This window comes from Sorangium sp. So ce295 (assembly GCF_051527405.1).
In the GTDB taxonomy this organism is placed as follows: domain Bacteria; phylum Myxococcota_A; class Polyangia; order Polyangiales; family Polyangiaceae; genus Sorangium; species Sorangium cellulosum_B.
Genome location: NZ_CP150324.1, coordinates 2803767 through 2830500, shown reverse-complemented (window position 1 = coordinate 2830500; position 26734 = coordinate 2803767). Strand labels below are relative to the sequence as shown.

Below are 26734 nucleotides of genomic sequence, written 5' to 3'. Positions count from 1 at the left end.
TGCGCCTTGGTCGTGGCAATGGGAGCGCGCGCTTCCTGGAGGCTAGAACGATGGATGCCAGTGAAGCCGGAACGATACTCATCGTGGACGACAACCCGAGGAACCTCGGTCTCTTGTCCGATACCCTGACGGGCTCAGGCTTCGAGGTCGCGGTGGCGGTGGACGGCGCGCGCGCCCTCCGGCTCGCCAGGGAGGGGATGCCGGATCTCATCCTGCTCGACGTGAAGATGGATGGGATGGATGGGTTCGAGACGTGCCGCCGGCTGAAGGGAGACCCGGCCACGGCCGCGATCCCCGTCATCTTCATGACGGCGAGCACGGACCTGTCCGCGGACCGGGTGAAGGGCCTGAACCTGGGCGCCGTCGATTACCTCGCCAAGCCGTTCCTGGACGAGGAGCTGCTCGCGCGCGTCCGGGTGCACACAAAGCTCAGGAAGCTGACGATGCGCCTCGCCGCGCAGGTGGAGGAGCGGATCGCGGCGGAGGCGGCCTTGCAGCGGCTCACGCAGGAGCTGGAGAGGCGCGTGGGAGAGCGCACGGTGGCGCTGGAGCGCGCGCTCGAGGGGCTCACGCAGGCGCAGGCGCAGATGGCGACGGTCATCCGCGCGGCGCAGGCGGTCTCGGGCGAGATCGTCCTCGACGACGTGCTCGACCGGCTGATGCGGCTCACGCTGGAGCACGCCGGCGCGCGGAAGTGCGTCCTCGTCCTCTCGCGCGAGTCCGGGCTGGTGATCGAGGCGTCGATCACGAGCGATCCGGACACGGTGGTGCTCGGGCTCTCGACGCCGGTGGGCCCGGGCGCCGATCTCGCGGTGTCGCTCGTGGAGGAGGTCGCGAGCAGCCGTCAATCGGTCTTCGTCTGGGACACGGGCCGCGACGCTCGCCCGGAGGACGCGCGGTACCTCGCCGGGAAGGGGCCGAGGTCGATCCTCTGCCTGGCCATGATGTGCCAGGGCGAGCTGATCGGCGTCCTCTACATCGAGGGCGACGCGGCGCCCGAGCCGCTGCTCGCGACGCAGCTGGAGACGCTCGGGCTCCTGGCCTCCCAGGCGGCGGTGGCCGTGAAGAACGCCCTGCTGTACGGGCACCTGGCGGACATGACGTCCGAGCTCCGCCGCTCGAACGAGCGCCTGGAGACCGAGGTGGCGCGCCAGACGGAGGAGCTCCGCCAGACGAACGAGCGTTTGCAGCGGGAGCTCGTCGAGCGCGCCCGGGCCGAGGAGGAGCGCGCGCGGGCCGAGGAGGAGCGCGCGCGGGCCGAGGAGGAGCGCGCCGCGCTGCAGGCGGAGGTCATCGACGCGCAGAGCGCCCGGCTCGCCGAGCTCTCGACGCCGCTCATCCCGATCACCGATCACATCATGGTGATGCCGCTCATCGGGACGATCGACTCCGCGCGAGCGGAGCAGGCGCTCGAGGCGGCGCTGAACGGCGTCCAGGCGAACCGGGCGAAGGTCGTCATCATCGACGTCACCGGCGTGACGGTGCTCGACTCGGCGGTCGCGAGCACGCTGATGAGCACGGCGACGGCGCTGCGGCTGCTCGGGTCGAAGACGGTGATCACCGGCATCCGCGCCGAGCTGGCGCAGACGCTCATCGATCTGGGCGTCGATCTCGGCGCCGTGGTGACCAAGGGGACGCTCCAGAGCGGCATCGGTTATGCGCTCCGGCAGGCCGGCGACGGCGTTGCGGGCCTGCACGTCAACGGCAACAGCGCCCGCAACGGCGGCGCGGCCGGGCGCAGGAACGGCCATTATTGACGATTAACGACCGGCAGATCGCTGCGATTCGGTCGCCGCGCCGGGGAGCGCCGCCCGGTACCCCAGGTAGCGCCCGAACGCGCGCATCGCCTGGTTCCAGTGCTTGGGCTCCTTCACCAGCATCTCCTTCACGCCGACGTCGGCCAGCGCGTCGCCCACCTCGATCCACCGCGGCTCACGCGTCAGCGCGTAGGCGGCGCCGAACACGGGCACGATCAGCAGGTTGAGGTCGGCGGTCCCGCTGTCGTCGTACGCGTCGGTCTCGCAGCCCCACAGGTACCGGAACGCGCGCCCGTCCGAGGTGATGGCGCGCTCGGCGAGCCAGCCTGCCGCGCGCGCGACCACCTCGCGGACGCGCGGGTCGCCGGTGAGCGCGTGGTAGTCCATCAGCGCGTCGACGAGCAGCGCGGTCATGAACGGCGAGCCGCCGCGCGGGCCGCGCTCGCACTCCGACGGGTCGGCGCGGGTCAGGTCGTGCTCGAACGCGCCCGACGCGCCCTGCCGCTGCCACGCGACCGTGCGGTCCGCCAGCCCGCGCAGCGTCGACAGGAGCTCGGGCCGCGGGTCGAGCGCGTAGTAGCTCGACAGGGTCATCATCACCCAGGCCATGTTGCGCTCGGTCACGCGCAGCACGTCTTCCCTTCCGCCCGTGAGCGCGGCCTGGTTCTGCCGGAGGGCCTCGCCCATGGCGAGGACCGCCTCCCTGGCCGCCGGATCGCCGGTGAGCAGGTAGTCATCGACCATCCCCTGGCCGAGCATGCGCCGGAGGACCGGCCAGGAGAGGGGCGCCGCCGGGCTCCAGTCGTCGCGCTCGCAGACGTGGACAGCGAGGCGGCGATCGGGCGAGAACCTGAGCTCGTGCTGCCGGTACCAGACGGCCTCGGCGCGCGCGCGCCGGTAGCGCGCGGCGTCGCCGTTGCGGAGGAAGCGCTGGTAGAGCGCGTGCGGGCCGTCGTAGTACGTGCGGTACGGGGCCGAGCAGGTGACGCCGTACGCGTCGTAGGCGGGCGTCATGCGGGCGAGCGCGCCCTCGATGCGGGCCTCGAAGCCGGGGAAGCGGCGATCGTCCATGGCCGGCAGCTGCGGCCCGGACACCAGGCTCGCCGCGTACCACGACGGCGGCAGCACCGCCGCGATCGGGCCGTCCGGGTTCGGCAGGAGCGCCTCGTCGAGCACGGCCGCCGGAGGGACCTGGAAGGGCTGCGGGGCCTGGGCGAGCCCGGGGGCCGGGGCGGCCGGGAGGGCTGGGCGGTCGGCGCGCTGCGAAGGTGACGATGGCGAAGGGACGCTGAAATCCAGCGTGTAGATCGCTCGTTCTCCGGGCGCGAGCGCGGCGCCGAAGACGAGGAGCGCGCTGCGGATCGAGCGGTCCCTGGGCCAGACGGCGAGCGGCTTCGCGCGGAGCGGGACCGCCGCGCCGCGCGCGTCGCGCAGGCGGATGAACCGGACGTCGCGCAGCGCGCCCGGCGCGAACGGCACGGCCGCCGACACGACGGCTTCCGGCGCCGGCAGCGCGGCTCCCGGCGGGCGCTTTGCGGGTGCGGGCGCGCTCGGCGCGGCGTCGGCGACGAGCAGCAGCGGGACCGAGTCCGCAGGCGGCGGCGCCGGCAGCGCAGGCGCGCCGTGGGCCTCCAGGACGGCCCGCACGCGCGGCTCCACCCGGCGGGCGGCGGGCGCCCGGCCGCAGCTCGACAGGAGGAGCGGCGCTGCGAGGAGCAGCGCCGCGAGCGGGCGGCAGGCGGCGGGACTCGCCTTGGCGCGCTGCGCATCCATGCCGCATCCGATGCTCCGCGCCCGCCGCGCATCGCGGCAGCGCCATCGAGCGCGCGGCCGCGACGAGGCGGGCCGCTCGGCACGGCGCGCTCGCCCGATCGCGCTCGCCGGCGCCGCGGGAACGAGGGCCAACGGCGCGTCGAGCCCGCTCGGCAGGCCATCGGCCCGAACACCTCGGCCCCTCGCCGGCATCGAAGGGGAACCTGCCGCGATGCTGTGGGCTGTCCTGAGCGTGTTCGTCGGAGCGCTGCTGGCGCCGGCCCTCTACCGCGGGCTCGGGCGCCCGGCCGGCTGGCTCTTCGCGGCGCTCCCGCTCGCGGTGCTCGTGTTCGCCGCGCAGCTCGTCCCGAGGCCCTTCGCCGAGGGGGAGAGCCATCACGCGTCGCTGCCGTGGATCCCGTCGCTCGGCGTGGAGCTCGCGGTGAGGCTGGATGGGCTCTCGCTCGTGTTCCTCGGGCTCATCTGCGGCATCGGCGCGCTGATCTTCGTGTACGCGAGCGAATACCTGCGCTCGCACCCGCGGCTCGGGCGGTTTTACGCCTACCTGCTCCTGTTCACGGGATCCATGGCGGGCCTCGTGCTCGCCGACGACGTCATTCTCCTCTTCGTGTGCTGGGAGCTCACGAGCGTGAGCTCGTATCTGCTCATCGGGTGGGACCACGAGCGGCAGGAGGCGCGCAAAGCGGCCTTGACGGCGCTCCTCGTGACGGGCGGCGGCGGGCTCGCCATGCTCGCGGGCCTCGTCCTCCTCGTCGTGGTCACGGGAGAGACGCAGATCTCGCGGTTCTCGGGCGACGTCGTCCGCGAAGGCCCCCTCTACCTGCCGATCCTGCTCCTCGTCCTCTCGGGGGCTTTCACGAAGTCAGCGCAGGTGCCCTTTCATTTCTGGCTCCCTCGGGCGATGGAGGCGCCCACGCCGGTCAGCGCTTATCTGCATTCGGCCACGATGGTGAAGGCCGGCGTCTATCTGCTCGCGCGCCTGCATCCCACGCTGGGCGCGACGCGACAATGGCACCTCGTCGTGACGGGCTTCGGCGCCGCCACGATGGTGGCGGGCGCGGCGCTCGCGGTCACGCAGAAGGACCTCAAGCGGATCCTCGCCTATTCGACCGTGAGCGTGCTCGGCCTGCTCACGATGCTCCTCGGCATCGGGACGCGGGCGGCCGTCTCCGCGGCGGTGGTCTATCTTGTCGCGCATTCGCTGTACAAGGGCGCGCTCTTCATGACCGCGGGGACCCTGGACCACGAGACCGGGACCCGCGACGTCACCCGCTTGCGGGGCCTCGCGCGGCTCATGCCGATCACCGCGACGGCGGCCGTGCTGGCGGCGATCTCGAGCGCTGGGGCGCCGCCCCTCCTCGGTTTCCTGTCGAAAGAGCTCTTCTACGAGGCCGTCCTCGGGCCGCCCTCGATGACGGCGGTCCTCGCCGGGGCCGCGGTCCTGTCGAGCGCCCTCCTGGTCGTGGTGAGCCTGGTCGTCGGCCATCGCCCCTTCTTCGGGGGTCCTCCGGCGGCGCCCGCGCTCCCCCACGAAGCGCCGCTGTCCTTGTGGCTCGGGCCTGCCACGCTCGCGGCGGCGAGCCTCGTCTTCGGGGTGGCGCCGGCGCTCCTCGGTGACCTCCCGAGCGCGGCGGCGACAGCGATCCTCGGCCGGCCCGCGCCGCTCGAACTGCACCTGTGGCACGGCCTGACCCCCGTGCTCGGGCTCAGCGTCGCGACCCTCCTCGCCGGCCTCGGGCTCTTCCGTGCTCTCTCCGGCCGCGAAGGGCGCCTCCTCGACGCCGCCGCGCGCCTCGGGGCCTGGGGCCCCGCGCGCGTGTACGACGCTGCCTTCGCGGGGCTCCTTCGGTTCGCGGAGTGGCTGACCGCGCGGCTCCAGACGGGGCATTTGCGCCGTTACCTGCTCATCACGGCCCTGACGACGGTCGTGCTCGTCGGGACGCCTCTGCTCCGGAGCCTCCCTTTCACCATCCCATCGCTCACGGTGGAGCTCCCGGAGCTCGTGCTCGCGGGCGTGATCCTCGCGTCCGCGGCCATGGCGACGCGCACGCAATCGCGCCTCGCCGTCGTCGCCGCGCTCGGCGCGATCGGCCTCTGCGTCATGCTCGTCTACGTGATCTTCAGCGCGCTCGATCTCGCGCTGACGCAGATCATGGTCGAGGTGCTGACGGTCGTCATCTTCGTCCTCGTCCTGCACCACCTTCCGCGCTTCGTGCCCCGATCCCCCGCGCGCGTGTGGATCCCGGACGCGATCGTCTCCGTGATCTTCGGGGCCACGGTGACCCTGTTGATCCTCATGTCGTCGACGCTCTCCCCGGAGCCGATCCTGCGCGAGTTCTTCGTGGCGAAGGGATACCCGGAGGCCCACGGTCGGGACATCGTCAACGTGATCCTCGTGGATTTCCGGGCGATGGACACGCTGGGGGAGTCCACCGTCCTCTGCGTGGCCGGGATCGGGGTCTACGCCCTGCTCGCGACCCGCACGCGGAAGGGGGCCTGAGCCATGCCCTCCGTCATCCTGCGCGCCGCAACGCCGGTCCTGATGGTGCTCCTCATCATCGTCTCGATCTATGCGCTCCTCCGCGGTCACAACGAGCCCGGGGGCGGCTTCCTCGGCGGGCTCATCATCGCAGCGGCGTTCTCGCTCCACATCCTCGCTCACGACGTCCCCTCGACGCGGAAGCTGCTCCGCGTCGCGCCTCAGACGCTCATGGGGCTCGGGCTCTCGACGAGCCTGCTCTCGGGCGTCATCGGGCTCGTGGCCGGCGGATCCTTCCTGCAAGGCGTGTGGGCGACCGTCCCTGTGCCGGGGCTCGGCGACGTCTCGGTGGGGACACCGGTGCTGTTCGACGTCGGCGTGTATGCCGCCGTGATGGGCATGGTGCTCATGATCCTCCTTATGGCCGCGGAGATGAGCTCATGACGGTCCTCCTCGCGATCGTCGTCGGCGGGCTCTATGCGTCGGGGCTGTTTCTCATGCTCCGGCGCAGCATCGTGAAGCTCGCCTTCGGCCTCGTGCTGCTCGGGCACGGGACGAACCTCCTCATTCTCACGGCGGCCGGCGTCGTCCGCGGCCGTCCCCCGCTGATCCCCAAGGGCGAGGGGGCCTTCCACGCGCCGCCGGCCGATCCCGTGGCCCAGGCGCTGATCTTGACGGCGATCGTCATCAGCTTCGCGGTCGTCGCGTTCGCCGTCGTCCTCCTTCATCGCGTTCATCGGACGACGGGCAGCGACGACATCGACTCTCTCGAATCGACCCGCCCATGAAGGTGCTCCTCGTCCTGCCCGTCCTCGTCCCCCTGGCCACGGCGGCCCTCTCGCTCCTCTCCTTCCGGCGCGTGGGGAGGCAGCGCGCGCTCGGGCTCGTCGGGAGCGTCCTTCAGCTCACCGTCGGGTTCGCCTTGCTCCGCGCCGTGCACCGGGGAGGCATTCAATCGACCCAGCTCGGGGGCTGGCCCGCGCCGTATGGCATCACCTTCGTGGCCGACCTCTTCTCCGCGCTGATGGTCCTGCTCTCGGGCGTCATCGCGGTCGTCACGTCGATCTACTCCCTGTCGGACATCGACCGCGGACGGCGGGCGCACGGGTTCTACCCGCTCATGCACGTGCTCCTCATGGGGACGAACGGGGTCTTCGTCACAGGCGACCTCTTCAATCTGTACGTCTGGTTCGAGGTGACGCTGATCGCCTCCTTCGTCCTCCTGGTGCTCGGCAACGAGCGGCCGCAGATGCAGGGCGCGATCAAGTACGTCGCGATGAACCTGATCTCGAGCGCCCTGTTCCTCACCGGCCTCGGCATCCTCTACGGGTCCGTGCACGCCCTCAACATGGCCGATCTCTCGCTCAAGCTGCCGAGCCTCGCGCCGCCGATCCGGTTCACCCTCGCGATGATCTTCCTCGTCGCGTTCGGCATCAAGGCCGCTGTCTTCCCCCTCTTCTTCTGGCTGCCGGACTCGTATCACACGCCCCCCGTGACGGTCACCGCGCTGTTCGCGGGGCTCTTGACGAAGGTGGGTGTCTACGCCCTCGTGCGCAGCTTCACCCTCCTCTTCGTGGGCGACGGGGAGGCCACGCACGCGCTCCTCCTCGGGATCGCGGCCTTCACCATGGCCGTCGGCGTGCTCGGCGCGGTGTCCCACCGGGAGGTCCGGCGCATCCTCGCGTTTCACAGCGTGAGCCAGGTCGGCTACATGGTCATGGGCCTCGGCCTGTTCACGCTGTCGTCCCTCGCGGGGGCGATCTTCTTCGTCCTGCACCACGCCATCATCAAGTCGAACCTCTTTCTCATCAGCGGGATCATGCGATCCGGCGGGAAAGACGCCTCCCTCGACCTTCAGGGCGGGCTCCTCGCGCGGAGCCCCGGGCTCTCCGCCTGCTTCCTCGTCACGGCCCTCTCCCTCGCCGGCATACCGCCGCTGTCGGGGTTCTGGGCCAAGCTCATCCTGGTGCGGTCGGGGCTCGAGGTCGGCTCGCGGGGGGCCGCGGCCGTCGTCGCCACGAGCCTCGCCGTCGGCCTCGTCACCCTCATCTCGATGACGAAGATATGGAATGAGGCCTTCTGGAAGCCCGCGCCCGCCGAGGCCGACCTCGCCCCGCGCGAGAGCGGGGCGCGGCGTCGCGCGCTCCTGTACGTGCCGGTCGTCCTCCTGACCGCGCTGGGCGTCACGCTCGGAATGGCGCCCGAGCCGCTCCTCGCCGTCGTCCGGCGGGCCGCCGCGCAGCTCGCCGATCCGACCGACTACGTGCGCGCCGTGCTGGGGGAGGGTCGCCCATGAGAGCCCTCGTCCTCAATCTGTTCCTGGCGATCGTCTGGGTGGGCCTGACCGGCCGCGCCACGGCAGGGGGCCTCGTCTTCGGCTTCCTCCTCGGGTACCTCTTGCTCCTCTGGCTCCGGCGCCTGCTCGGCCCCACGACCTATTTCGAGAAGCTGCCAGGGGTGCTGTCGTTCATGCTCTTCTTCGCGAAAGAGATGGTGCGGGCGAACCTCAGGGTCGCCCGCGACGTCATTTCGATCAGGCGAAAGAGCCGCCCCGGCATCGTCGCGGTCCCCCTGGATCTGACGACCGATCTCGAGATCACCGTGCTGACGATCCTCCTCGCCCTGACGCCAGGCACCTTTGGCCTCGACGTCTCGGGCGACCGCACGGTCCTCTTCGTCCATGCGATGTTCGTGGACAGCGCCGACGCGCTGCGCGCGACCATCAAGAGCGACCTCGAGCGCCGCGTGAAGGAGCTCTTCCGATGACCCCGCTCCTGCTCGTCGCGATCGCCGTCGTCACGGTGGCGTTCGTCGTCGCGTTCATCCGCCTCCTGCTTGGGCCGAGCCTCCCCGACCGCGTTGTCGCCATGGACCTCATGGCGACGGTCGGCAGCGGGGGCATCGCCCTCTACGCGATGGTGACCGATCACGGCGTCCTCCTCGACGCGGTGATGGTGCTGTCGCTCATCTTCTTCCTCGGCACCATCGCGTTCGCGTACTACCTCGAGCGGCAGGGGGAGACGTCGTGATCCTCGAGTTCGTCGAGGGCGCGCTCCTCATCGTCGGATGCATCTTCATGCTGCTCGCGGCCGTGGGCATCCTGCGCATGCCGGACCTGTTCACGCGACTCCAGGTGACATCGAAGGCCTCGGTGTTCGGGATGACGTGCATCATCTCGGCCTCCGCCCTTCATTTCTACGACCCGGCCGTCACGACCCGGGCCATCGTCATCATCGCGTTCGTGGCGCTGACGATGCCCGTGGCGACGCACTTGCTCGCTCGCGCCGGCTACACGACGAGCACGCCCCTCTCGCCGGAGACCGTGGTGAACGAGCTCGCCGCGCATTACGATCCGGCGACCCACACCCTCGCCGGCACGGAGCCGAGGACCCGCACGTTCGAGCTCGCGCCCGGGGCCTCCGTCATCGGCAAGCGTATCGCCGAGCTCGGCCTGCCTGCCGGCGTGCTCATTCGCGCCGTTCACCGCGAGGGCGGGACGGTCGTGCCCCGAGGCCAGACGATCCTCGAGGCCGGCGACAGGCTCGACGTGCTCGTGGAGCCGGCGGAGCTCGGCCGCGTGCGCGACATCTTCGAGGCCTAGCTCGATCCCTGATGAACCGGCTCCGTATCCTCACGCTCAATCTCTGGAACCGCAAGGGCCCCTGGGACGCGCGCCTCTCGCTCATCCGCGAGGGCCTGGGGAGCTGGGATCTCGAGCTCGCCGATCGCATCCGTGCGGGCTGGCCAGACGGCCCTCCCAGGAACCAGGACTTTCTCGCTTGGCTCGCTCGAGACTACGATCGTCTCGCTGCCAGGACAGCCACAGCCTCCTCCACGCGAGCGCTCAGGGCTGGATAGACCCCACCGCGCACGCCGGAGCGCCGAAGCAGGGCAGCGGGGCCACATCTTTCTACGATCGACGGAATTCCGTCGCCGGATAGGCGACCGATGCATGATTTTTGTGACGGAACTGCTTGGACGCTCGCCGTGTTTGGACATACTCGTGCCCTCGATGGCTTGATCGCGTCCGGGGGGCAACTGCCTGCCTGTTCGGGTCACGCCGAGAAAAGGAGACTTATGTCACGGTGGTTGAAGCTCTCGTTGCTCGCCCTTGGGGCCAGCACTCTCTTGGCCGCGTGCGGGGATGACGAGGAATCGCCCGCTGGCACCAGCAGCACGTCGTCCACGGCCGGCTCGGGCGGGGGCGACGCCTCGACGAGCACATCCGCGTCGGGGAGCGGCGGCGGTGACGGCGGAAACGGCGGCGCTGACGGCGGAAACGGCGGCGGTGACGGCGGAAACGGCGGCGGTGACGGCGGAAACGGCGGCGGCGCGTCCCTGCGGGCCGAGGCGGAGATCCAGGGGCTGAACGCGAGCGGCCTGACCGGGAGCGCGGCTTTCGCGCAGACCGGAGAGGAGGTGACGCTCACCATCACGCTGTCAGGCTGCCCTGAAGGCGAGCACTCCGCTCACATCCACGAGAACAAGAGCTGCGGCAGCAACGGTAATGATGCGGGCGCCCACTGGGTGCCCAACGGCGAAGGACTCGGCAGCTTCACGTGCGATGCGAGCGGCAAGGGCACGCACACGGTCAAGCGCGGGACCGACGTCTGGACCGTCGGCGATGACGCGGACACCGACGTGACGAAGTACGCGATCGTCGTGCACGCCGCGGCAGACCCCGACGCGGGCGGCCGCATCGGCTGCGGCCTCATCGAGCAGGAGTAACCCTCCGCGGAGCTCGTCCGTCCGGGCCTCCGGGGGGCGTATCGGCCCCCCGGCTACCATCCCGCGGCGGGTGGCCAGCGAGCGAGACTCGGAAACTTTCTTCGAAGGCATCACTGCGCATGCCGGACCTGTTCACGCGCCTCCAGGTGACATCGAGGGCCTCGGTGTTCGGGATGACGTGCATCATCTCGGCCTCCGCCCTCCATTTCTACGACCCGGCCGTCACCACCCGGGCCATCGTCATCATCGCATTCGTTGCGCTGACGATGCCCGTGGCGACGCACTTGCCGCGAGGCCAGACGATCCTCGAGGCCGGCGACAGGCTCGACGTGCTCGTGGAGCCGGCGGAGCTCGGCCGCGTGCGCGACATCTTCGAGGCCTAGCACCAGAGCCGCACCTCGACGCCCCCGGCGCTCGGCGAGAAGGCGTGTTTGCCAGCCTCGTCACCCTATCCTATCCTATGCGGTTCGTCCGCTTGCGCCGCTTCCATGTGGCGAGCCGGGACGAAGGGGGGTTGTAATGAACAGAATGATGCTGGTCGCTGGGTCGCTCCTCGCTCTCACGGGGTGTGCTGGGAACGTGGACGCTCCCGGCGCAGGCGGAACCGACGACGCAGACGGGTTCGAGACGGCGCCCGGGCCGCTCCGGGCGGGTGACGTCATCGCGTATGCGGCCGAGACGTCCCACCCGTACGCCGGTGGCTGGAAGCAGGCGATCACCTCGCCGGGCGCCACGTTCGTGCGCGTGCACTTCAACGACTTCTCTCTCGCGAAGGGTGATTATGTCACCGTCTCGAGCCCCGACGGCGCGCAGTCGTTCCGGTACGAGGATCGCGGCCCGAACGGGGACGGCGACGTCTGGGCGTTCGCCATCGACGGCGAGACGGCGATCGTCGAGCTGCACAGCCGCACCGGCGGTGGCCACGGGTTCTCGATCGCGGACATCGGCCACGGGACGCTCGCGCTCGCCCCGGATCCTGTGACGTCGGGCGAGGCGACGCCGCACAGCGTCTCCCTCGAGAGGAGGCCCGGCGGAGGCACGCCCGATATCGTGTGCGCCACGGAGGGCCGCGAAGCCATCGCGTGCCACGACCTCAACGCCCAGCAGAGACCTGTGGCGCGGCTGAGCTTCGTGAGAGACGGGGGCATGTACGTGTGCACGGGGTGGCTGATCGCCGGGAAAAACCGCAACACGCTCATCACCAACAACCATTGCATCAGCACCCAGACAGAGGCGACCAGCGTCGAGGCCCGCTTCGGTTACCAGTATATGGACTGCCTTCGCTCGACCATGGCAACCGATCAGCGCTTCGCTGGCAGCACCCTCCTCAAGACGAATAGCCGGACCCGCACCCGTTCCAGAGGTGGCCTCGATTACACGCTGATCCAGCTATCGGGCGACCCCCAGACGACCTGGGGCGTGCTCACCCCGACGACGAAGGCACCCAGCGTCGGCAACCTCATCAACTTCATCCAGCACCCGGGCGGGCGCCCGAAAGAGATCGGCTTCTGGAGGGATGACGCGCATACCCTCCGCTGCCAGATCGACGCGATCGATCAGACCTACTCCGGCACGCTCTCTGGATCGCAGATCGGCTACTCGTGCGACAGCGAAGGCGGATCGAGCGGGTCGCCGATCATCGACGCCGGCACGGGCAGGGCGTTCGGCCTCCACCACCTCGCCAACGTCGCCTGGTTCTCCTGCAGGAACGGAGGAACAGAGATGTCCGCGATCTGCGCGGACGCCGGCGACCTCATCAGCTGCGTCAACAATTGAGTCGGACACAGTTGTGTCGCGCCTCCGCTGCTCCAGGCCAACGGCGCCGGTGTCGAGCGCCTTGAGCCCGCCCGCCCCTCGCGCCGCGATCGGGTAACAGCGGCGATCGTGCGCGCCAGGCGCCGTGTTAAGCGTCGCCGCACCATGCAGGCGCCCGACACCGATCCCCCCCCGCCCTCGGAGCCGCTCCAGGACAGCGCCCCCCCGGCCGAATCCCCCACGCTCGCCAGCCGCGGCGCCGCCTCCCGGCGCCCGCCCGGGCGCCGCTGGGCCGTCGGGCTGCTCAGCGCCCTGCACGCCCCCGTCTTCGCCTGGGCCGCGCTCTCCCTCCCCTTCCGGCCGTGGACGCTCTTCGCCGTGGCCACCGCCGCGCTCGCGCTGCTCCACGCCGCGACCGCCGTCCTCTCGCTCCTCCCCCACCCGCTCGCGCCGCGCGCCTTCCGCGCGACGTCGTTCTGCTCGCTCGGCTACCTCGCCTTCCTGAGCTTCGGGCTCCTCTCCTCCGCCGTCTACGTCGCCTCGCTGAACCGCGGCCTCGGCACCGGCATCGCGGCGGCGCTGCTCGCGGTCTGGGCGGTCGTCGCGCTGCTCACGCTGCCGTTCGCGTGCTGGGGCGTCGCCTCGACCGGCGGCCTCCGCCTGCTCCGCGCGAAGCGCCGGCCCTCGCCCGCGCTCTCCGCGCTCGCCGCGCTGCTCGTCCTGGCCGCCCTCTCGCTGCTCTTCCGTCACCGCGTCGCCAAGGCCGACGTCGTGCCCGTGCCGGGCGGCGCGCCGTCGCGCACCGGGGCGGCGCTGCGCGAGGCGCTCGCTTCCTTCGACGCGCTCCCGCCGCCGCCGGCCAAGGCGCCCTCGCTCATGACCACGGCGCCGGCCGCGTGCGCCGCGCCCCCGGAGCCCGACCGCCCCACCCTCGTCGTCACCCACCTCACCGGCGGCCGCGACCCCGAGCGCGCCGCCGTCGCGACCCGCTGCCTCCAGCCCGCCCCCGGCGAGGACGCCGCGGCGGCGCTGCGCGGCGCGCTCGCCGAGGCCCTGCGCGGCCCGCTCAAGATCGACGTCGTCTCGGCCACGCAGCCGCTCGCCTCCCCCGGCCCGGGCCTCGACGGGCTGTCGCTGCGCCCCGGGCTCGACGGCCTCTGCCTCGCGGAGCGGTGCCTCATGCCGTGGCAGCTCATCGCGCTCGACGCGTTCAACACGAACGCGCCGCTGGCCGGCGTCCCCGACTTCCGCTTCGGCGTGGATCTCGCGGTCCTGCGCCGCGCCCTCGACGAGCCCGAGCCGCCCGGCGGCCCCACCGCCAGCGGCGCCGCGCTGCGGGACGGCCTCGTGCGGATCGAGACGCTCAGCTACGCCGTCGACGCCGACGGCGGGCTCCACCTCCTGTCGCGGATCGGAGAGCCGTCGGTCCCGCTCACCGAGGCGACCGCGCAGCAGGCGGCGGCCGCGGCCCAGCGCTACATCCTCGGGGCGCAGCGGAAGGACGGCATGTTCCGCTACATCGTCGACCCCTTCACCGGGCGCGCCTCGTTCGACGGGTTCTCGATCGCGCGGCAGGCCGGCACGACGCTCGCCCTGTGCGAGCTCGGGGTCGGCGCCGAGGGCATGCCTGCGTCGCCGGAGCTCGCGAAGGTGGTGCAGCGCTCGCTCGGGCTGCTCGCGAAGCTCGAGCGCAGGGCCGGCGAAGGCAACTCCGTCGGCGCGCTCTTCTACCCCAAGGACAGCCCCGGGACGATCGCGGGCCTCAACCCCACGGCGCTCAGCCTTGTCACGTTCCTCTCGTGCCGCGACGCGCACGGAACGCACGACGCGCTCATCGGGCGGCTCGCCCGGATGGTGCTCGCCACGCAGCGGGACGACGGCGGCTTCGCGCCGCAGCTCGACCTCGCGCGCGTCGCGCCCGTCCTCGGCCCGACGCAGCTCTACGAGGGAGGCCAGTCGGTGCTCGCGCTGACGCTGCTCGAGGCGCTCGCCGCCCGCGAGCCGAGCCCCGAGTACCCGCCCGCGACCGCCGTGCGCGCCGCCGTCGATCGCGCCATGGACTACTACGCGAACCGCTACTGGGACCATTTCGCCAGTGATTTCGTGTACATGGAGGAGAACTGGCACTGCCTCGCGGCGCGCGCGGCGCTCGGTCATCACCGCCGCGACGACTACGAGCGGTTCTGCCTCGATTACGTGGCGTTCAAGTCGCGGCTCGTGCTCGACGAGGACAGCAAGGTGACGCCCGATCTCGTGGGCGGGTACGGGTTCGGCAACGTGCTGCCGCCGCACAACACGGCGACGGCGGGGTTCGGCGAGGCGCTGGCCGCGGCGATGGCGGTCAAGGAGGGGCGCGGCGAGGACCTCGCGCCCGACCAGGCGCTGATGCGGCGGGTGCTCGGGTTCCTCGTGCGGCAGCAGTGGTCGCCCGCGACCTGCTTCGCCTGCAGCCGCGACGTGATCATCGAGGGGGGCTTCAGCGAAAGCATGGCGTCTCCGCGGATCCGCATCGACTACGTGCAGCACGCCTGGGCCGCGCTCGGCCACGGGGGCCGGATGCTCGGGCTCGTGCCAGGGCGGAGCGCGCCGGCGGCGGGGCCTCTGTGAGCGCGGGCGGCGAGGGAGAGGCCGTCGTGAGCGCTGGCGCCGGCGGTGGACCGAGCCCGCAGGGCGGCGCCGTGAGCGCCGGGGCCGGCGGTGGATCGAGCCCGCGCGGGGCCGCTCGCTTCGGCGAGCGCCGGGCGTACGCGTACGGCGTGACCGCCGCGTTCCTGCTCCTCATGCTCGCCCCACTGTTCCGCCGCCCTCCGGTCGACAGCTTTCCGCTGTCGACCTACCCGATGTTCTCGTGGGGCCGCCACGACGCGCGGACCGCCGTGGAGCGCGCCGTCGGCGTGGACTCCCGGGGCGGGCGGCGGCCGATCCCGCCGCGCCTCGTGGGCAGCGAGGAGGTGCTGCAGGCCAAGGCCACGCTGGCGCAGAGCATCCGCCAGGGCGCCCGCGCGGCCCGCGCGCTCTGCCGCGGCATCGCGTCGCGCGTCGCGGCGCAGGACGGCTACGCGGATGTCGTCGCGGTCGAGATCCGGACCGACACCTTCGATGCCGTCGCGTTCTTCGAGGGGCAGGAGGCCCCGATTGACGCCAAGCTCCACGCGACGTGCAAGGTGGGCGCGCGATGAGGCGGCTTTTTGCGCGGTTCGACCGCGCCTTCTTCGCGGAGGCGCCCGCCGAGCGGCTCGCGCTCTTGCGGCTCCTGGTCGGCGGCTTCGCCCTCGTGTACCTCTGCGTCCGCGCTGTGCACTTCCAGCGGGTGAGCCACCTGCCCCCGGAGAGCTTCAGGCCCGTCGGCGTGGTCGCGGTGCTGTCCGCGCCGCTCCCCCTCTGGGCGGTACAGAGCCTCCTTGGCGCGGCGATCGCCGCCGGCGCGGCGTTCGTGGCGGGCTACCGGTTCCGCGTCGCCGGGCCCGTCTTCGGCGCGCTCCTGCTCTGGGTGCTGAGCTACCGGAGCTCCTGGGGCATGGTGTTCCACACCGAGAACCTCCTCGCGCTCCACGTCATCGCGCTCGGCCTCGGGGCCGCGGCGGACGCGCACTCGCTCGACGCGCGCGCCGCGCGCGCGTCGTCGGAGCGTGCCCCCGCGCCGGCGCCGGACGGCCGCTATGGCTGGCCGATCCGGCTATTCTGCGCGATCACGGTGATGTCGTATTTCATCGCCGGGGTCACGAAGCTCCGGAACAGCGGCCTCGACTGGGCGACGAGCGACATCCTCCGCAACTACATCGCTTACGACAACGTCCGGAAGATCGCGCTTGGCGACACGCACTCGCCGCTCGGCGGCGCGCTCGTCCGCTATCCGTTCCTGTTCCCGCCGCTCGCGCTCGCCAGCCTGGCCATGGAGCTCGGCGCGCCGCTCGCCCTGTTCAGCCGGCGCGTCGCTGTCGTCTTCTGCGGCGCCGCGTGGCTCTTCCACCTCGGCGTGCTGCTCACGATGGCGATCCTGTTCCCGTACCCGCTGCTCGGCGTGGCGTTCGCGGGGTTCTTCGAGCTGGAGAAGCTGCGCGATCTGAGGCGCCCGCGCCGCGCGTGAACGCAGCCATCGGGGGCGGGAGGTCGTGAGGGGCGCTCCCGGGCTCGCGCGCCGCTACGAGGGCTCGTTCGGCTCCTCGTCGAACGGCTCGCAGACGAGATAGACCTTCTTCCCGCTCGGATGGATCGCGAGCGTCGCGTAGCGCGGGCAGGCGAAGCACTCCCGCGCGTCCACCGTCGCCGCCCGCCGCGGGCAGCGCACCGTCCGTGGCTCGGTGCCACCCCCCTCGACCTCGATCCACACCAGCTTGTCCGATTCCTCCAGATGACAGGCCATGGCGCCCTCCTCCCGCGGCATCCGCCGATGAAAAGAGGTTTGCAATCATCGAGCCGGAAGATGTCGACCCGCGGCGCCGCCGTGGCGAGCCGCCAGGACCGCACCCGGCTCGCGCCTGTTGCCGTCGACTCCCGTGCTTCTTCACGGCTCCTCAGGTCGTCGCTCGGCGGCGGGGCGGGCTGCTGCGCTTCGCCCCGGGCTCCGGGGCGCACGCCCTGCGCCTAGAGGCGCGCGGAATGCATCGACGATGCACGAGGGACGGGCCCTGCCGCGCCGGCCGGGCCCACGCCTCGGCGAAGCGCGTGGCGCACCCCTTGCTGCGTCGTACCTGCTGCGGTGGACGCCGCAGCGCTCTTCACAGGGGGGTCGCGATGGCAGACTGGCTCGTCGTGCTGCTGGCGGCTGCTGGAGGCGTCGTGGGGTTGATCGTCGGGACGAGAAGCCTGCTCGCCCGGCGGCATTACCACACCTCGGAGACCACCCTGGTCTGTCCACGGACCGGGGCTCCCGTGCGGTGCCGACTCGTCGTCGACGGCCGCTCCGAGGAGTCCGTCGAGGTCGCACACTGCTCGCTTCTCCCCGGCGGGCGGCCCACGTGCGAGCAGGACTGTGTGAAGCTCCTCAACCTGGGCATCCGGCTCGCGCCCCTCGAGCCGGCGCGTCCACAACGAACGCACGAGCGCCCTGACGCGGGCGAGCCCGGCGCGGGCGAGGAGCCCGGCCCGCCCTCGCCCTGATGGGACCGGGGGCTCGTGGCGCGCAAGGCGTGCGCCGCCCCGCACTCCCTGCATCACGCAACGCGCCGGCCGCCCGCGGCCGCCTGGGAGCCGTGATGGCACATCGCGTGCTGTCGTGGCCGGAACCATGGCTTTCCAGATACCGAAGATGGCGACCCGCTCCTCGGCCAACCTGCCGATCGCGATGGTCCTCCTGGCGACTGGCTCCCTGCTGTGGATCCGCGCCGCGCTGCGCACGCCGGGCGCGCTGGACATGACCCCCAGCGTCGACGGCTGCCTCACGGTGGGGATCGTCGGCGTGCTGCTCGCGTTGCTTCACGGCGTCACGTACCCGACAGCGCTCCTGTCGATCGCGGCCCCGATCGCCCTCGTGCAGTTCCTTGCCACCGGGGGTTCGGGGTTCGCTTTCCTGCCCGTGCTGGGGATCGAGCTCACCGCGTTCGGCCTCTTCGGCCTGCCGCTCTCCCGGCTGCCTCGCCGCCGCCCTGCCGTCGCGGCGCCGGCGCGCTCGCTGAGCGCGGCGCACCCGTCGCCCTCGTGAGCAGCCAGCCGTTTGCGGGTTGAGCGACGCGCCGCGGTGTCGCCGCGGCGCGGTTCTACAGGCGTCGCTCCGGCCCCGCGCGAGCGGGGCCTTCGCTTTCGCCGCGGATCAGAACTCGAACTTGTCGAACGAGTTGAGGTCCTTGCACGCGTCGACGAGGCGCGCCGCCACGCCCTTCTCGCCGAGGTGGAGCCAGCCGCGCGGGTCGATGTACTTCTTGTTGGGCTTGTCCTCGCCCTCGGGGTTGCCGAGCTGCGACTTCAGGTAGGCGCCCTTGTCGTCCATGTACTTCTTGATGGGCTGCGTGAAGGCCCACTGCGTGTCCGTGTCGATGTTCATCTTGATGACGCCGTAGGACACCGCCTCGCGGATCTCCTCGCGCGACGAGCCGGAGCCGCCGTGGAACACGAAGTCGACAGGCTTCGGGCCCGTCTTGCGCTCCTTCTGGATCGCGTCCTGGGAGTTCTTCAGGATGGGCGGCCGGAGCTGCACGTTGCCCGGCTTGTAGACGCCGTGCGTGTTGCCGAACGACGCGGCGATCGTGAAGTTGCCGATCGGCTTCAGCGCGTCGTACGCGGCGAGCACCTCCGCGGGCTGGGTGTACAGCTTGGAGTTGTCGATGCCGCTGTTGTCGACGCCGTCCTCCTCGCCGCCCGTGACGCCGAGCTCGATCTCGAGCGTCATCTTCAGCGCCGCCATCTGCCGCAGGTACTTCTGGCAGATCTCGAGGTTCTCGTGGAGCGGCTCCTCGGACAGATCGAGCATGTGAGAGGAGAACAGGGGCTCTCCGTTCTTCTCGAAGAACTTCTTGCCGTGCTCCAGCAGGCCGTCGATCCACGGCAGGAGCTTCTTCGCGGCGTGATCGGTGTGCAGGATGACCGGCACGCCGTAGGCCTCGGCCAGGTTCCGCACGTAGTGCGCGCCCGCGACGGCGCCCGCGATGGCGGCTTTCTCACCCTTGTTGTCCAGGAACTTGCCGCCGAAGAAGTGGGCGCCGCCGTTCGAGAACTGGATGATGATGGGGCACTTGGCCTCCCGGGCCGCCTGGAGCGCGGCGGTCGTGCTGTGCGAGCCGATCACGTTCACGGCCGGCAGCGCACACTCGACGCTCTTCATGTACTCGAACAGCTCCTGAAGAGCGGAGCCAGTGATCACGCCGGGCTTGAGCTTCATCTTGGACATGGCACTTGAATCCTTGTTCGTTGCTCGGGTCTCGCCCGAGCATGCAACGCGGCGAAGGAAAGAGGAAGGGTGGATCGGATCCGCAGGGCGGGCGGGTCCGGGTACCATCGCCAAAGCCCAGGGAGCAAGCGGATTCTCCGCTGGCTCCACGGTGGAATGATCACCCCACGGCGAGCTTGCCCTCGCCGAGCAGCCGCCCGGAGATCCGCATGCAGGCCTCATCCATCTCGCCCGAAGAGCTCCTCGCGTCCCTCGCGGAGGCCGCGCAGGGCCTGCTGTTCCCCAGCGAGTCCGATCACGAGCTGCGCCCGTTCCGGTCGCGCGGGGACGCCTCCTCGCCGGCCGCGCTGCTCGCGGCCGAGGGCCTCGACACGGCGACGCCGGTCGAGGTCACGACGGCGGGCGACCTCTTCGCGCCCGTGATCGACGTGCCCGCGGACGCCGGCGACGCGGCGCTGGCCGAGGCGGGGCGGTACCGGCGGCTCGTGGACCTGCTGGAGCGCCACCTGGCCGACGTCCGGGTCTACCGCGTCGGGCGCGTCGCGATCGACGTCTACGTCGTCGGCCGCCATCCGTCCGGCGCGTGGCTCGGCCTCGTGACGAAGGTCGTCGAGACCTGAGCGCGCGGCTCAGCGACCGCCGGCGGGCCCGCCGTCGACGCGCGCCTCCAGCGTGCGCTGCACGGCCTCGGGGAGGGCGGTCATGAGGTCGTAGCCCGCGCGCCGCTCGATCTCGTCCACCGTCGTCCGGTACTGCCCCCAGCCCTGATCGAGGATGCCCGTCTCGTTCGGCATCACCACCGCGATGACCCGCGTCGCCGGGCCGACGTCGCCGGGCCCCTGCCCCGGCTCGAGGACCACGGCGACCTTGAAGAACGCGTCCGGCACGGCGACGTCCTTGCCGATGGTGGCGGCCGGTCGCTCGCGCTCGTCGAAGAGGCCGCCGGCGATCAGGAACAGCGCCCGCCGCTCCTTCTGCGCGAGCTCCTGGCACGCCTCCTCGAGCCTCAGCCACGGACCGGCGTTGAGCTCGTGCCGCTGCGGCAGGATGTTCGTGAGGAGGAACGTCGCCTTGTTGTCGTCGGGGTTCCGCGTCCGCTCCTCGGAGCGGACCATGTGGCCTCGATCGAAGCCGGAGCCCGTGTAGTCGTCGTGCTGCACGCGGTACCAGCCGTCCGGCAGCGCGCTGTCGGCCAGGAACTTGCCACGGTGGCGGGGCGCGTCCCCGAACGACGCGGCGTCGAGCCTCCAGCTGACCCAGTTCGCCACGTTCCTGGAGCGGTTGTAGGAGAGGGCGTACTGGGGCTTGATCATCAGGTGATCGTCGGACGCGTCGACCCGCGCGGCGCGCGCTCCCGTGCGGGCCGGGACGCCGAGCTCGAGATGCGGGCTCGGCGCGGGCGGGCGCGAGGAGGGCGCGTCCTTCGGCGGAGCGCCCTTCGGCGGCGACGCGCTGCCGGATCGGCCGGGCGTCGGCGATGGCCTGGAGGGGCGGTCGCCGCCGAGGTCGAGGCCGAGCTCCTCGAGCACGCGATCGAGGCCGCACTTGACCCCTACCGCGCTGAGCCCGGTCACGAGGAGCGCGACGAGCACGCGCGAACCCCAGGACTTCTGTTGTCGCTTCCTGTTCGAGCCCACGTCGACGCTGCCAGCTATCTACGGCAGGGACGGCGCGGTCGTCCAGCGCGACCTGGGTGAGGCACGCAGCGCTCGGCCCGAAAGGCGCGCCGGTACGTTTTGCTTGAGCGTGCCGCCGCGACTCTCCATGGTTTCCGGAGCGCCGATGGAGGAGCCGGAGCACAGCGATCTGCGACGCCGGAGGACGCGCGGCTCCGCGGCCGTCGCGGTGGCCGCGGCGACCGGCGCCCTCGTGGCCTTCACCGACGGCGAGGCCACGGCGGTTCCCGCGCAGGAGCAGGCCCCTGCGGCGCCCGCGGCGGCCACGCAGGGCGCCCGGGTCACGATGCCGTCGCCGATCGGCCCCACCGAGGCGCCTTACCCGCCCGGCGGCGTCGGTGATGCGACCGTGGTCGCCCGCATCACGGTGTACGCGGACGGCACCGTGGGCGCGGTCGAGGTGGAGGGCGAGGAGCCGTTCGCGAGCGCGGCCGCGCGCGCGGCGCCGTCGTGGCGGTTCGAGCCCGCCCGGCGCGACGGGCGGCCCATCGGGGCGCGCATCCTGTTCCCCGTGAGGTTCCGCGATCCTCGCGCCGCGGCGCCGGCCGCGCCTCCTGCCGCGCCCGCCGCGCCTCCTGCCGCGCCCGCCGCGCCTCCTGCCGCGCCCGCCGGGCCCGCGCCGCCCCGCGGGAGCGTCGCGACGGTGCCGCCCTCACCGCCGGCTGCCGCGCAGGCCATCGACGTGGTGGTGGTGGGCGAACGCGGGGCGCCGATGACGACCTCGATGACGCGCGAGGAGGTTCGCCAGGTGCCCGGCGCGTTCGGCGATCCTTTCCGCGCGATCGAGGCGATGCCCGGCGTGACGCCCATCGCGTCCGGCGTGCCGTACTTCTTCGTGCGCGGCGCGCCGCCGGGCAACGTCGGCTACTTCATCGACGGCGTGCGCGTCCCGCTGCTCTATCACGTGGCGCTCGGCCCCAGCGTGATCCACCCGGCGCTCGTCGAGCGGGTCGATCTCTACCCCGGCGGCTTCCCGGCGCGCTTCGGGCGCTACACCGGCGGCGTCATCGCCGGCGAGACCCGGGAGCCGGCGCGCCTGCTCCACGGCGAGGCCAACCTCCGGCTCTTCGACGCCGGCGCCCTTGTCGAGGCGCCCTGGGCCGACGGCCGCGGCACCGCGCTCGTCGGCGGGCGCTACGCGTACCCGGGCGCGCTGCTCGCGCTCTTCTCGCCCGGCATCGAGCTCGGCTACTGGGACTACCAGGCGCGCGTCACCTACGACGCCTCGCCGTACGACCGGGTCGGCCTCTTCGCCTTCGGGTCGCACGACTACCTCGCCCAGATCGAGGACGACGGCGACAAGGACGTGGTGCTCGCCGGCGACTTCCACCGGCTCGACCTCCGCTACGACAGGTTCTTCGCGCGCGGCGGCCGCCTCCGGCACGCGATCACGCTCGGCCACGAGGAGAGCGAGAACCAGGACGGGGAGCGGGCCGGGCGCGCCCGCCTCGTCGGCGCGCGCGTGGAGCTGTCCGCGCCGGTCTCCGAGCGGCTGACGGCGCGCGCCGGCGCCGACGCGCAGCTGGAGCGGTTCGACATCGACATCCGCGAGAACGACGGCGACTTCCCGACCCGGAACGACAGGGCGCTCGCGCGCCTCTTCACGAGCCGGGAGGACCTCGCCGCGGGGCTCTGGGCCGACGTCGTCGTCCGCGTCGCGCCCGGGTTCGAGGTGGTCCCGGGCCTGCGCGGCGACCTCTTCGCGTCCGGCGGCGCGACGAGGGCCACGGTGGATCCGCGGCTCGCGACGCGGCTGCAAGCGACCCCGCGCGTCGCCCTGCTGAGCGCCTTCGGCGTGACCCACCAGCCGCCGAGCTTCCTCGGCGCGGTGCCCGGCATGCAGGTGGGCGGCCTGCGCGGCGACGTGCAGACGGGGCTCCTGGCGAGCGCCGGCGTCGAGCTCCGCCTCCCCGGGGAGATCAAGGCCACGATCACCGGGTTCCGGAGCGGCTTCCTCGACCTGAGCGACGCCCTCGGCAACCGGCCTCCCGGCACCGACGCTGGCCTCGCGCAGCGGGCCGAGCTGCGCGGCGACGGCAGCGCCCACGGGCTGGAGATCCACGCGCATCGCAGCCTGTCGAAGCGCATCGGAGGGTTCGTGTCCTACACCCTCTCCCGCTCCGTCCGCCATGTCGGCCGGGAGAGCTTCGACTCGGCGTTCGACCGCCGCCATGTGCTCAACATGGCGGGCGCTGTCGACGTGGGCCGCGGCTGGAAGCTCGGGGGCAGGGCGGTGTTCTACAGCGGCATTCCCATGACGGTCGATTACGACCTCTGGGACAACGACGGCGTCGATGGGCAGCGCCCGGATGGCAACGACGACCGCCCCGACACGGAGCAGGACATCCGGCGCCGCGAGCAGCTGCGCGAGCGGATCGCCCAGGTGGTCCGCCGGCTGAGCCTGCCAGAGCGGCTGCCGGCGTTCTTCCGGCTGGACGTGCGGCTCGAGAAGCGGTGGATCCTCCGCGAAGGACGGACCCTCTCGCTCACGGTCGAGGTGCTCAACGCCACCGCTGGAAAAGAGACGCTGCAATACGAGTGCTCGCTCCTGCGCGGATGCGAGCCCGAGACGCTCGGACCCATCATCCTGCCGAGCATCGGCGCCGAAGCGACCTTCTGAGCGGCATTGACGTCATCGCGCCGCGGGCAGCGCTCGCGCTCACCAGGAGCGCCGCGGCTGCGCGCCCGCGCCGCGCCGAGGATCGCCGGGATCACCCGCGGGGGCGCGATCGCCCGTGCCCCCGCGAGCGCAATGCAGCGGAGCCACAAAAATCCCATATCGATTCACCCAACGACTTCCGTGCCGCGATGGCGTCTCCTGGCCATGACATCCGGCAAGAGCGATAAAGCAGGGAGAGATTTGTTCGCCAGCACAGAAGTCGTCGTGATGACGCCTTCCCTGGCACATGTGCCGGGACCGGCAGCCGGCGTCACCCCCGTGCAAATCATTGCGGCATCCCGCAAAGACTCGTGAAGCGTCCACTCCTCACGACGGGCCGCGAGGGCCCGGCGAGCCCGCGGTCAACGCGCTGGAGACCAAACAGCGCTCCGAAATGGCGGCAAATGGCGGCAAACGCCGGCGCGGGCGGAGATCGTGCGCTATCCTGTTGACGTAGACGCTTTCTGGTCCAATGTTTGCGAACATGGCGTGGCGGCGCTGGAGCTGAGAGACCACGGGCTATCGCACCGCGATAGACGTTGCCTCACCTCCAATCACCTGCCGTAACCATGAGGGTCAATTCATGAACTTGTATTATCGCGCACTCAGCACGGTACTCTTCTCGGCGACGCTCGCGGCCGCCGCGCTCTCTCCGGTCGATGCCGAGGCGTCGTCGTCGAGGCAGCCCACCAAGGTCGAGCGCCTCGTGTTCCCGGTGACCCTCTCCGACGGCAACACGTACGACGTCGTCGGATACCTCTACTATCAGGGTCACGCCAAGTACCGCCCCCTTCAGGTGCTCGTCCACGGCCTGACCTACACGCACGAGTACTGGGATCTCCCGTCGTTCGGCGGACACGATTACTCCTATGCCCGGCACATGGCGAAGGAGGGATACGCCGTCCTGGCGCTCGATATGCTCGGGGCCGGAGAGAGCAGCCGGCCCGACGGCGACTCCCTCGACCTGGCCAAGACCGCCGACAGCGTCCATCAGATCATCACCGAGATGCGCACGCCGGGCGGCGTCTACAAGACGCCCTTCACGAAGGTCGCGCTCGTCGGTCACTCGAACGGCGCCATCATCAACACGTTCGTTCAGAGCACCTACAATGACGCCGACGTCCTCGTGAACACCGGCCTCGCCTTCACGCCGCACCCGATCCCGGTCCCCCCGGAGGCGATCTCCGCGCTGCTGCAGACGCCCTATATCGCGATCCCGCCGGACATGCGCACCGCCATCTTCTACGACACCGCGAACGCGAACCCGGCGCTCATCGATTTTGACAACGCCACCGTCGCCGACACGTTCACGCGCGGGCAGTTCCTGAGCCTCCTCGCCGTCTCCGAGGACCCGACGCTCGCCGGCATCGACGAGGTGACGAGCCCGGTGTTCATCCAGTTCGGGGAGACGGACGCGCTGCAGCCGGCGTCGTACGCGGACTCCGACGCGGCGCTCTATGCCAGCGCCGAGAGCGTCACGACCGCGATCGTCCCCGACACGGGCCATATCCTGAACGCCCATTACCGCGCGCGGGTCGGCTGGGAGCAGATCGACTGCTGGGTCCACCACAACATGGGCTGGTAGGGCGCGATCGGCGCCTCGGGCAGCGCCGCCTGCCCGGACCGCCGCGGCCGGCGGCCGCCGCCCTCCCCCGCCCGGGCGGCGGCGCGCAGGCTTGGCGGCCGCTGTCCGGGGCCTATGCTGCCCCCATGCGCGAACAGCTCGCCAAGACGCTCGGGGAGGTCTTCTGGACCGATCTCCGCACCCATACAGCGCGCGACGCGGTCATCGTGGTCGCCGCCGATCTCGACCTCCTGGACGTCGGCGAGGCCATGGCCGCGAACGACACGGCCGCGGTGGAGGCGTGGATCGCGGCCGGCAAGCTGACCAAGCCGACGGCCGCCGATCTCGCGCGCTGGCCGCAGCAGCACGATCTGCGCTTCCTGTCGGTCGTGGTCGCGCCGTTCGTGCTGATCCGCCAGCCGCCCTCGCCGCCGCCCTCTTGAGGCGCGCCGACGGCGCGACGTGATATCGTCGCCCGCATGCGCCGGTTCGAGTTCGTGCAGGGGACGAGCGCCAAGTTCTGGATGGCCGACGTGGACGACACGACCTTCATCGTCGTCTACGGGCGGCTGGGGACCGCCGGGCAACGCAAGGAGAAGGCGTTCCCCACGGCGGAGGCCGCGCAGCGCGAGTGCGACAAGAAGATCGCGGAGAAGCTCAGGGAGGGCTACCAGGAAGTGGCCGCCGCCGGGGGCGGCGCGCCCGCCGGCGGCGCCCCCGCTGCCCCCCCCGGAGCGGCCGCGCCCCCGCAGCCGCCGAAGCTCGATCTGCCGCCGCGCGTCCAGCCCGGCGAGGCCACCGAGGCGCGGCGCAAGGCGGCCGTCCACGCGCTCGCCGCCGTCTCGGCCGCGCGCGGCCGGCGGAGCTGGGTGCTCGGGCGCGCCGTCCGACGCGCCCGCCGGGCGCTCGAGTCGCTCGGCGGGCTCGATCCCGCGACCGACGGGGCGCTGTCCGCCGCCCTGGACGCGCTCCTCGACCGCGTCGTCGCGCCGAGCGCGCGCGATCGCCTGCCGCTCGTGCGCGCGATCGAGCTGCTCTCGGAGCTCGACGCCGCGGCGTTCGCGCGCGCGGTGCGCGACACCTGGAAGGCCCCACCGGCGACCTCTCCTGCCGCTGGAGCGCTCGCCCTCCTGAAGCGGCAGCTCGAGGAGCTCGACGATCCCGAGCTCGGCCTCCGGCTCGGCGCCCTGCTCGTCGATCGGCCACACAACGGCTCGATGAGCGCCGAGGCCGGGTGGGCGCGGCGCTGGAAGGCGCTCTCGCCGCACCTCGAGGCGCACCTCGCCCACCGCGGGCGCTCGCTGAAGGACCTCCTCGCGAGCATCGACGCGGGCGGCGACCCGCACGTCGCCGAGCGGGTCGCGCGGATGCGCGCGGCGTGAGCTGCTCGGCCTGAGCTGCGCCGAGTGAGCTTCGCGGCCCGAGCTGCGCGTCCGGCGCGCGCCTCGAGGCGACGCTCCGGGCGCCGCGCGGCACCCCGGCATCGGCGACCACGCCCCACCCACAGGCGCACACCGGGG

The 26734-nt window shown here is 71.8% G+C and carries 25 protein-coding genes; 21 read left to right on the top strand and 4 right to left on the bottom strand.

Going from position 1 to position 26734, the window contains the following annotated elements; translation table 11 throughout:
• Window positions 1–50 precede the first annotated feature (50 nt).
• Complete coding sequence (locus WMF11_RS10900) at window positions 51–1757, top strand: response regulator (protein ID WP_437977411.1); 1707 nt, start codon at window positions 51–53, stop codon at window positions 1755–1757.
• A gap of 3 nt (window positions 1758–1760) precedes the next feature.
• On the opposite strand, the gene WMF11_RS10895 is transcribed toward WMF11_RS10900, so the two are convergent.
• The gene (locus tag WMF11_RS10895; RefSeq protein ID WP_437977410.1) at window positions 1761–3530 is read right to left on the bottom strand and encodes a hypothetical protein; all 1770 of its coding nucleotides are present in this window, start codon (window positions 3528–3530) and stop codon (window positions 1761–1763) included.
• Window positions 3531–3741: 211 nt separating this feature from the next.
• Between WMF11_RS10895 and WMF11_RS10890 the strand changes: the two genes are divergently transcribed.
• From WMF11_RS10890 to WMF11_RS10830, 13 genes are all read left to right on the top strand, one after another.
• Entirely contained in the window at window positions 3742–6030 is a 2289-nt protein-coding gene (locus WMF11_RS10890) for a putative monovalent cation/H+ antiporter subunit A (protein ID WP_437977409.1), read from the top strand.
• A 3-nt stretch (window positions 6031–6033) separates the two neighbouring features.
• Window positions 6034–6453, top strand: a complete 420-nt coding sequence (locus tag WMF11_RS10885) for a Na+/H+ antiporter subunit B (protein WP_437977408.1) — start codon at window positions 6034–6036, stop codon at window positions 6451–6453.
• Window positions 6450–6797: a Na+/H+ antiporter subunit C gene (locus WMF11_RS10880; protein WP_437977407.1), complete on the top strand. Its 348-nt coding sequence runs from the start codon at window positions 6450–6452 to the stop codon at window positions 6795–6797. Before WMF11_RS10885 ends, WMF11_RS10880 begins: the two co-directional genes overlap by 4 nt.
• Window positions 6794–8305, top strand: coding sequence for a proton-conducting transporter transmembrane domain-containing protein (locus WMF11_RS10875; protein WP_437977406.1), 1512 nt, complete (start codon window positions 6794–6796; stop codon window positions 8303–8305). The genes WMF11_RS10880 and WMF11_RS10875 overlap by 4 nt, the downstream gene beginning before the upstream one ends.
• Complete coding sequence (locus tag WMF11_RS10870) at window positions 8302–8775, top strand: Na+/H+ antiporter subunit E (RefSeq protein WP_437551647.1); 474 nt, start codon at window positions 8302–8304, stop codon at window positions 8773–8775. The genes WMF11_RS10875 and WMF11_RS10870 overlap by 4 nt, the downstream gene beginning before the upstream one ends.
• On the top strand, window positions 8772–9038 hold the full coding sequence (locus WMF11_RS10865) for a monovalent cation/H+ antiporter complex subunit F (protein WP_437551645.1): 267 nt from the start codon (window positions 8772–8774) through the stop codon (window positions 9036–9038). The genes WMF11_RS10870 and WMF11_RS10865 overlap by 4 nt, the downstream gene beginning before the upstream one ends.
• Window positions 9035–9610 (top strand): monovalent cation/H(+) antiporter subunit G, encoded by a 576-nt coding sequence (gene mnhG, locus WMF11_RS10860; RefSeq protein ID WP_437977405.1) that lies wholly within the window; start codon window positions 9035–9037, stop codon window positions 9608–9610. The genes WMF11_RS10865 and mnhG overlap by 4 nt, the downstream gene beginning before the upstream one ends.
• A gap of 476 nt (window positions 9611–10086) precedes the next feature.
• A complete protein-coding gene (locus WMF11_RS10855) occupies window positions 10087–10737 on the top strand; it encodes a superoxide dismutase family protein (RefSeq protein ID WP_437977404.1) in 651 nt (216 codons plus the stop codon).
• Window positions 10738–10856: 119 nt separating this feature from the next.
• On the top strand, window positions 10857–11120 hold the full coding sequence (locus tag WMF11_RS10850; RefSeq protein WP_437977403.1) for a cation:proton antiporter: 264 nt from the start codon (window positions 10857–10859) through the stop codon (window positions 11118–11120).
• Between the two features lie 136 nt (window positions 11121–11256).
• A complete protein-coding gene (locus WMF11_RS10845; RefSeq protein WP_437977402.1) occupies window positions 11257–12513 on the top strand; it encodes a trypsin-like serine peptidase in 1257 nt (418 codons plus the stop codon).
• Between the two features lie 144 nt (window positions 12514–12657).
• On the top strand, window positions 12658–15099 hold the full coding sequence (locus tag WMF11_RS10840; protein ID WP_437977401.1) for a hypothetical protein: 2442 nt from the start codon (window positions 12658–12660) through the stop codon (window positions 15097–15099).
• Window positions 15100–15125: 26 nt separating this feature from the next.
• On the top strand, window positions 15126–15671 hold the full coding sequence (locus WMF11_RS10835) for a hypothetical protein (protein ID WP_437908338.1): 546 nt from the start codon (window positions 15126–15128) through the stop codon (window positions 15669–15671).
• Window positions 15668–16579: an HTTM domain-containing protein gene (locus tag WMF11_RS10830; protein ID WP_437908337.1), complete on the top strand. Its 912-nt coding sequence runs from the start codon at window positions 15668–15670 to the stop codon at window positions 16577–16579. Before WMF11_RS10835 ends, WMF11_RS10830 begins: the two co-directional genes overlap by 4 nt.
• Before the next feature lie 54 nt (window positions 16580–16633).
• Here WMF11_RS10830 and WMF11_RS10825 read toward each other — a convergent pair whose 3' ends face one another.
• Window positions 16634–16855: a hypothetical protein gene (locus tag WMF11_RS10825; RefSeq protein WP_437977400.1), complete on the bottom strand. Its 222-nt coding sequence runs from the start codon at window positions 16853–16855 to the stop codon at window positions 16634–16636.
• 371 nt (window positions 16856–17226) lie between these two features.
• On the opposite strand from WMF11_RS10825, the gene WMF11_RS10820 reads away from it, so the two are divergent.
• On the top strand, window positions 17227–17592 hold the full coding sequence (locus WMF11_RS10820) for a hypothetical protein (protein ID WP_437908336.1): 366 nt from the start codon (window positions 17227–17229) through the stop codon (window positions 17590–17592).
• 127 nt (window positions 17593–17719) lie between these two features.
• Window positions 17720–18133, top strand: a complete 414-nt coding sequence (locus WMF11_RS10815; RefSeq protein WP_437908335.1) for a hypothetical protein — start codon at window positions 17720–17722, stop codon at window positions 18131–18133.
• A 108-nt stretch (window positions 18134–18241) separates the two neighbouring features.
• On the opposite strand, the gene fbaA is transcribed toward WMF11_RS10815, so the two are convergent.
• Window positions 18242–19315 carry a class II fructose-bisphosphate aldolase gene (gene fbaA, locus WMF11_RS10810; RefSeq protein WP_437551623.1) on the bottom strand — a complete coding sequence of 358 codons (1074 nt, stop codon included), beginning with the start codon at window positions 19313–19315 and terminating at the stop codon, window positions 18242–18244.
• 209 nt (window positions 19316–19524) lie between these two features.
• Here fbaA and WMF11_RS10805 point away from each other — a divergent pair, with 209 nt between their 5' ends.
• The gene (locus WMF11_RS10805; RefSeq protein WP_437977399.1) at window positions 19525–19935 is read left to right on the top strand and encodes a nuclease A inhibitor family protein; all 411 of its coding nucleotides are present in this window, start codon (window positions 19525–19527) and stop codon (window positions 19933–19935) included.
• Window positions 19936–19944: 9 nt separating this feature from the next.
• On the opposite strand, the gene WMF11_RS10800 is transcribed toward WMF11_RS10805, so the two are convergent.
• Window positions 19945–20907: a DNA/RNA non-specific endonuclease gene (locus WMF11_RS10800; RefSeq protein ID WP_437977398.1), complete on the bottom strand. Its 963-nt coding sequence runs from the start codon at window positions 20905–20907 to the stop codon at window positions 19945–19947.
• A 190-nt stretch (window positions 20908–21097) separates the two neighbouring features.
• On the opposite strand from WMF11_RS10800, the gene WMF11_RS10795 reads away from it, so the two are divergent.
• The 4 genes from WMF11_RS10795 to WMF11_RS10780 all read left to right on the top strand — a co-directional run bounded on the left by WMF11_RS10795 (window position 21098) and on the right by WMF11_RS10780 (window position 26596).
• Window positions 21098–23611 (top strand): TonB-dependent receptor plug domain-containing protein, encoded by a 2514-nt coding sequence (locus WMF11_RS10795; protein ID WP_437977397.1) that lies wholly within the window; start codon window positions 21098–21100, stop codon window positions 23609–23611.
• A 622-nt stretch (window positions 23612–24233) separates the two neighbouring features.
• Window positions 24234–25235: an alpha/beta hydrolase gene (locus WMF11_RS10790; protein WP_437977396.1), complete on the top strand. Its 1002-nt coding sequence runs from the start codon at window positions 24234–24236 to the stop codon at window positions 25233–25235.
• A gap of 125 nt (window positions 25236–25360) precedes the next feature.
• Window positions 25361–25657: a DUF2288 domain-containing protein gene (locus WMF11_RS10785; RefSeq protein WP_437908330.1), complete on the top strand. Its 297-nt coding sequence runs from the start codon at window positions 25361–25363 to the stop codon at window positions 25655–25657.
• Between the two features lie 36 nt (window positions 25658–25693).
• Window positions 25694–26596, top strand: a complete 903-nt coding sequence (locus tag WMF11_RS10780) for a WGR domain-containing protein (RefSeq protein ID WP_437977395.1) — start codon at window positions 25694–25696, stop codon at window positions 26594–26596.
• Window positions 26597–26734: the final 138 nt, after the last annotated feature.

Excerpts from the sequence above, each read along its gene's own strand:
- WMF11_RS10900 (WP_437977411.1), top strand. The coding sequence starts at position 51 with ATGGATGCCAGTGAAGCCGGAACGATACTCATCGTGGACGACAACCCG.
- WMF11_RS10895 (WP_437977410.1), bottom strand. The coding sequence starts at position 3,530 with ATGGATGCGCAGCGCGCCAAGGCGAGTCCCGCCGCCTGCCGCCCGCTC.
- WMF11_RS10890 (WP_437977409.1), top strand. The coding sequence starts at position 3,742 with ATGCTGTGGGCTGTCCTGAGCGTGTTCGTCGGAGCGCTGCTGGCGCCG.
- WMF11_RS10885 (WP_437977408.1), top strand. The coding sequence starts at position 6,034 with ATGCCCTCCGTCATCCTGCGCGCCGCAACGCCGGTCCTGATGGTGCTC.
- WMF11_RS10880 (WP_437977407.1), top strand. The coding sequence starts at position 6,450 with ATGACGGTCCTCCTCGCGATCGTCGTCGGCGGGCTCTATGCGTCGGGG.
- WMF11_RS10875 (WP_437977406.1), top strand. The coding sequence starts at position 6,794 with ATGAAGGTGCTCCTCGTCCTGCCCGTCCTCGTCCCCCTGGCCACGGCG.
- WMF11_RS10870 (WP_437551647.1), top strand. The coding sequence starts at position 8,302 with ATGAGAGCCCTCGTCCTCAATCTGTTCCTGGCGATCGTCTGGGTGGGC.
- WMF11_RS10865 (WP_437551645.1), top strand. The coding sequence starts at position 8,772 with ATGACCCCGCTCCTGCTCGTCGCGATCGCCGTCGTCACGGTGGCGTTC.
- WMF11_RS10855 (WP_437977404.1), top strand. The coding sequence starts at position 10,087 with ATGTCACGGTGGTTGAAGCTCTCGTTGCTCGCCCTTGGGGCCAGCACT.
- WMF11_RS10850 (WP_437977403.1), top strand. The coding sequence starts at position 10,857 with ATGCCGGACCTGTTCACGCGCCTCCAGGTGACATCGAGGGCCTCGGTG.
- WMF11_RS10845 (WP_437977402.1), top strand. The coding sequence starts at position 11,257 with ATGAACAGAATGATGCTGGTCGCTGGGTCGCTCCTCGCTCTCACGGGG.
- WMF11_RS10840 (WP_437977401.1), top strand. The coding sequence starts at position 12,658 with ATGCAGGCGCCCGACACCGATCCCCCCCCGCCCTCGGAGCCGCTCCAG.
- WMF11_RS10830 (WP_437908337.1), top strand. The coding sequence starts at position 15,668 with ATGAGGCGGCTTTTTGCGCGGTTCGACCGCGCCTTCTTCGCGGAGGCG.
- WMF11_RS10825 (WP_437977400.1), bottom strand. The coding sequence starts at position 16,855 with ATGGCCTGTCATCTGGAGGAATCGGACAAGCTGGTGTGGATCGAGGTC.
- WMF11_RS10820 (WP_437908336.1), top strand. The coding sequence starts at position 17,227 with ATGGCAGACTGGCTCGTCGTGCTGCTGGCGGCTGCTGGAGGCGTCGTG.
- WMF11_RS10815 (WP_437908335.1), top strand. The coding sequence starts at position 17,720 with ATGGCTTTCCAGATACCGAAGATGGCGACCCGCTCCTCGGCCAACCTG.
- fbaA (WP_437551623.1), bottom strand. The coding sequence starts at position 19,315 with ATGTCCAAGATGAAGCTCAAGCCCGGCGTGATCACTGGCTCCGCTCTT.
- WMF11_RS10805 (WP_437977399.1), top strand. The coding sequence starts at position 19,525 with ATGCAGGCCTCATCCATCTCGCCCGAAGAGCTCCTCGCGTCCCTCGCG.
- WMF11_RS10795 (WP_437977397.1), top strand. The coding sequence starts at position 21,098 with ATGGAGGAGCCGGAGCACAGCGATCTGCGACGCCGGAGGACGCGCGGC.
- WMF11_RS10790 (WP_437977396.1), top strand. The coding sequence starts at position 24,234 with ATGAACTTGTATTATCGCGCACTCAGCACGGTACTCTTCTCGGCGACG.
- WMF11_RS10785 (WP_437908330.1), top strand. The coding sequence starts at position 25,361 with ATGCGCGAACAGCTCGCCAAGACGCTCGGGGAGGTCTTCTGGACCGAT.
- WMF11_RS10780 (WP_437977395.1), top strand. The coding sequence starts at position 25,694 with ATGCGCCGGTTCGAGTTCGTGCAGGGGACGAGCGCCAAGTTCTGGATG.